2 protein-coding genes and 1 pseudogene are annotated in these 3,641 nt (G+C 45.4%); 1 reads left to right on the top strand and 2 read right to left on the bottom strand.

The window, feature by feature from the left end; translation table 11 throughout:
- Window positions 1–1,440: two-component system sensor histidine kinase NtrB (locus tag AC5V8P_RS24260; RefSeq protein ID WP_495473960.1), on the bottom strand; the 1,440-nt coding region annotated here is incomplete at its 3' end.
- Between the two features lie 294 nt (window positions 1,441–1,734).
- Between AC5V8P_RS24260 and AC5V8P_RS24265 the strand changes: the two genes are divergently transcribed.
- Entirely contained in the window at window positions 1,735–3,000 is a 1,266-nt protein-coding gene (locus AC5V8P_RS24265; RefSeq protein WP_064796777.1) for a BaiN/RdsA family NAD(P)/FAD-dependent oxidoreductase, read from the top strand.
- A 294-nt stretch (window positions 3,001–3,294) separates the two neighbouring features.
- Here the strand turns inward: AC5V8P_RS24265 and AC5V8P_RS24270 are convergent.
- Window positions 3,295–3,641: pseudogene (locus tag AC5V8P_RS24270) on the bottom strand (ribonuclease J); the annotation flags it as partial.

A 3,641-nucleotide genomic window follows, 5' to 3' on the forward strand; every position in this document is an offset into this window, starting at 1 on the left:
TCCCTTTTCTCCCATGGCTTCCATCGCATTACGCGATAAATTAAGCAGCAATTGCTTGATTTCCTTAGTGTTCAGATGCAGCCTTGTCACATGGTCCTCCAGCTTTAACTCAATCGTCTGTCCCCTCAGGTTCGCATCTGCCCACAATAAAGGCGTTAGTTCACGAATGATATCGTGCAGATGGCACTGCTCCTTCTCGACAATCCGGTTCTGGGCCAGAGAAAGAAAATCATTAATAATCCCGTTCGCCCGATCCAGCTCCTCCATCACGATGCGGTAATAATTGCCTAGAGAATCAGGGCTTTTTTCGCGCATAAGTTGTAAAAACCCGCGCACAACTGCCATCGGATTACGGATTTCATGAGTAATGCCTGCGGCCATCTGTCCGACCAGACTTAGCCTCTCGAAATTGCCCAGCTCGCTGCGCAGTGTCTCCAGCTCTGTGATGTCCTGCAAGGCGATAATTACACCTGTCGTTTGATTGATATGCTTATCCCGAATAGGGAGGAAACTGGAGAAGAATACTTTGGGAGATACATTGATTAGATCAGCACCTGCTTCTCCTTCCAACGCTTTCGCAACCCGTTCGTTGACTACAGGCGAAGTACAAAAACCGTACAACGAGTTTAAAGGACGACCTACTACCTCAGGCAACGTAATATAGGGATCGAAGTCCCGGTAGAGTTCCAGCATTGTTTTGTTCATATGTATAACTCGTTCTTCGTTGTCCAAAGTAACCAGAGATAATGGCATCAAATCCATGACTTGACGCAGCTTATCCACTTCGGTTAAATATTTGCTCGTAAACTCAGTTACATTTCGCCGCAGCGTCAGTTTCTCAAAGGAATTATGCATCAGACTTACGACTGCAAAACTCGCCAATACACCTACAGCAACATCCCATAACGTTGTAAGTAGATCAGGAATGTAAATTGAAATGTTCTGTTTGCCCCATAATAGCGGTAACAAAGCCTTAAGCAGCATATCAGCCACAACGTATGTGAAAATCAGGAGCCTTTTGTCCAACAATGTCCCTCTTTGAAAAAACTTGACATGCAGTAGCATAAAAGGAAAAAGGATAAAAGCAGTACCCACATACATTGGGGACATTTCTATCGACTTCGCTATAATCAGGACACCCGTCAATGCAGAAGCAGCGAGAACGAAGGAAGTGCGACGTGTACCGTACATGACACCCACAGCAAGGGGAATAATACCGAGATTGGAAGGTAGGCCATATGGAGGCTGGGATTGAAAGAGCGAGCATAGCAATATGGCTGGCAAGCAACACAGATAAAGTATTCCTTGATGAGGTCCGGGAAGCAGATGGCCTGCCCAAACCTTTTTCTTGTCCCCATAATCCGTTAATATAGAGAAAAAACCCGCCGATATAACGGCAAGGAGAACTTGGAGCACACTTTCCTTCAACGCAATTAACAAGGACTTCTCCCCCTCATCATCTTTCCTTGACGCCGTTAGTTGAATTAAAGCACAGGCTACAATATATTACAATATATGTGTTAAAATCCCGGTGCAGAACGACAAATTTTGCTAAATACCGGATATAGATAAAAGAATCGTTTTTACGCTATTCTCTTATCCTGAATAATATAGAAGATATACGCAGCTACCGTGCTTAGAGGCTATCTAAAGAGACGGTATTACGATATGATGAAAAATCTGTTACGCTATTCTGAATTTTTTGAAAATTTGTCGACGAAAAGGAAGAGGTTCATGACTTACGACGTTATTGTGATCGGAGGCGGCTCAGCCGGCTTAATGGCAGCGGCTGCTGCCAGCAGCGAGGGCGCCAAGGTGCTTTTAGTGGAAAAGGGAAATAAACTCGGACGAAAGCTAGGAATCTCTGGCGGAGGTCGCTGCAATGTCACGAATGCAAAAGAACTGGACGAACTCATACGTCACATTCCCGGCAATGGCCGTTTTCTCCACAGTGCCTTGGCTGCTTTCAGCAATCGGGATATCATCGCTTTTTTTGAACAATTGGGTATAGCCTTAAAAGAAGAAGACAATGGGCGTATGTTTCCAGTAACGGACAAAGCCAAAACGGTAGTCGATGCTTTGATTAATAAAGTGCGCTCCCAAGGAGTCGAAATTCGGACAAGTTGCCCTGTCCAAGAGGTGATTTACAAAGAAGGTCATACGGCTGGTGTGCGGCTGCGTTCCGGTGAAACGTTACGTAGCCGTAACGTCATTGTCGCTGTCGGGGGCAAGTCTGTCCCGCATACAGGTTCGGAAGGTGACGGCTATGCATGGGCAGAACAAGCCGGGCATACCATTACGGAACTGTATCCAACAGAGGTCCCGTTAACGTCAGGCGAGACATTCATCCAGACAAAAGAGCTGCAGGGGCTCTCCTTACGAAACATCAGCCTGACCGTATGGAATGCGAAACAAAAGAAGGTTGTCGTTCATGAAGGAGATATGATTTTCACGCATTTTGGTTTGTCTGGTCCAACTGCTTTGCGTTGCAGTCAGTTTGTCGTCAAGGGAATGAAAAAGGATAAGGTCAACACAGTATTGTTAACTCTCGATTTACAGCCCCACAAACATGCTGATGAAGTCTACCGGGAGACGCTGGAACTGGCATCGGTGGATGCTAAAAAGGCGATCAAAAACGTGCTAAAGCCTTATTTACCGGAACGCATGATTCCGTTGTTGCTTCAGCAAGCTGAACTGCGTGAGGATTTGACCTATGATCATATTCCCAAGCAGCAATGGCAAGAGCTCGCCCATCGAATCAAGGCGTTTCCCATTCGTGTGAATGGTACGCTCTCTCTCAAGGAAGCCTTTGTTACCGGGGGCGGTGTGAATTTAAAGGAAATTAATCCGAAAACGATGGAGTCCAAGCTGATGCCTGGCTTGTTTTTCTGCGGTGAGATTCTGGATATTCACGGCTACACTGGTGGCTATAATATCACGGCGGCGTTTACGACAGGGCATACAGCAGGAACGCAAGCGGCTTTAAACAAGATGCTGTAGGAGTGGGAGGCACTACGGGTAGGCTTTGATCTTACGATCGCTGTTGCTACGGGATTCTTTTGATTTTATAAAACATTTAAGCGTAAGAAGAATCCCGTGGCAAAGGCGAATGCTTCGCTTCCCAGATTCAAATCCTCCGCTTCGCTGCATACCACCACCACTGCATCCTCGTTTTTTGGGGAGATAGGAAAAGGAAATTAAAAAGACTTAAATCAGTTATATCGCTGATTTAAGTCTTTTTTGATTAATCGCGTATTGAACAATAATCATTTGTTTGACGGTTATCGGCTATTCCTAAACCTCAATAATGATTGGTAAAATCATAGGTCTTCTCTTGGTCTGGCTGTAAATAAACTGGCCCACATTATCTTTTAACATCTGCTTAATCAGGCCCCACTGACTCATTTCGATTGCTGTTAGCTCGTTCACTGTGGCCATAATCGTGTCGCGAATCTGATTCATCAGCTCTTCGGAATCCTTAACATATACAAAGCCTCTGGATATGACTTCTGGCGTTGCAAGCATTTGCTTCTCGTTTTTGCTCAGCGTCATCACAATAATCAGCATTCCGTCTGAGGCAAGTTTTTTACGGTCCCGCAATACAATATTGCCCACATCACCGGTTACCAGCCCATCTACCA

This window comes from Paenibacillus sp. N119s (assembly GCF_059447605.1).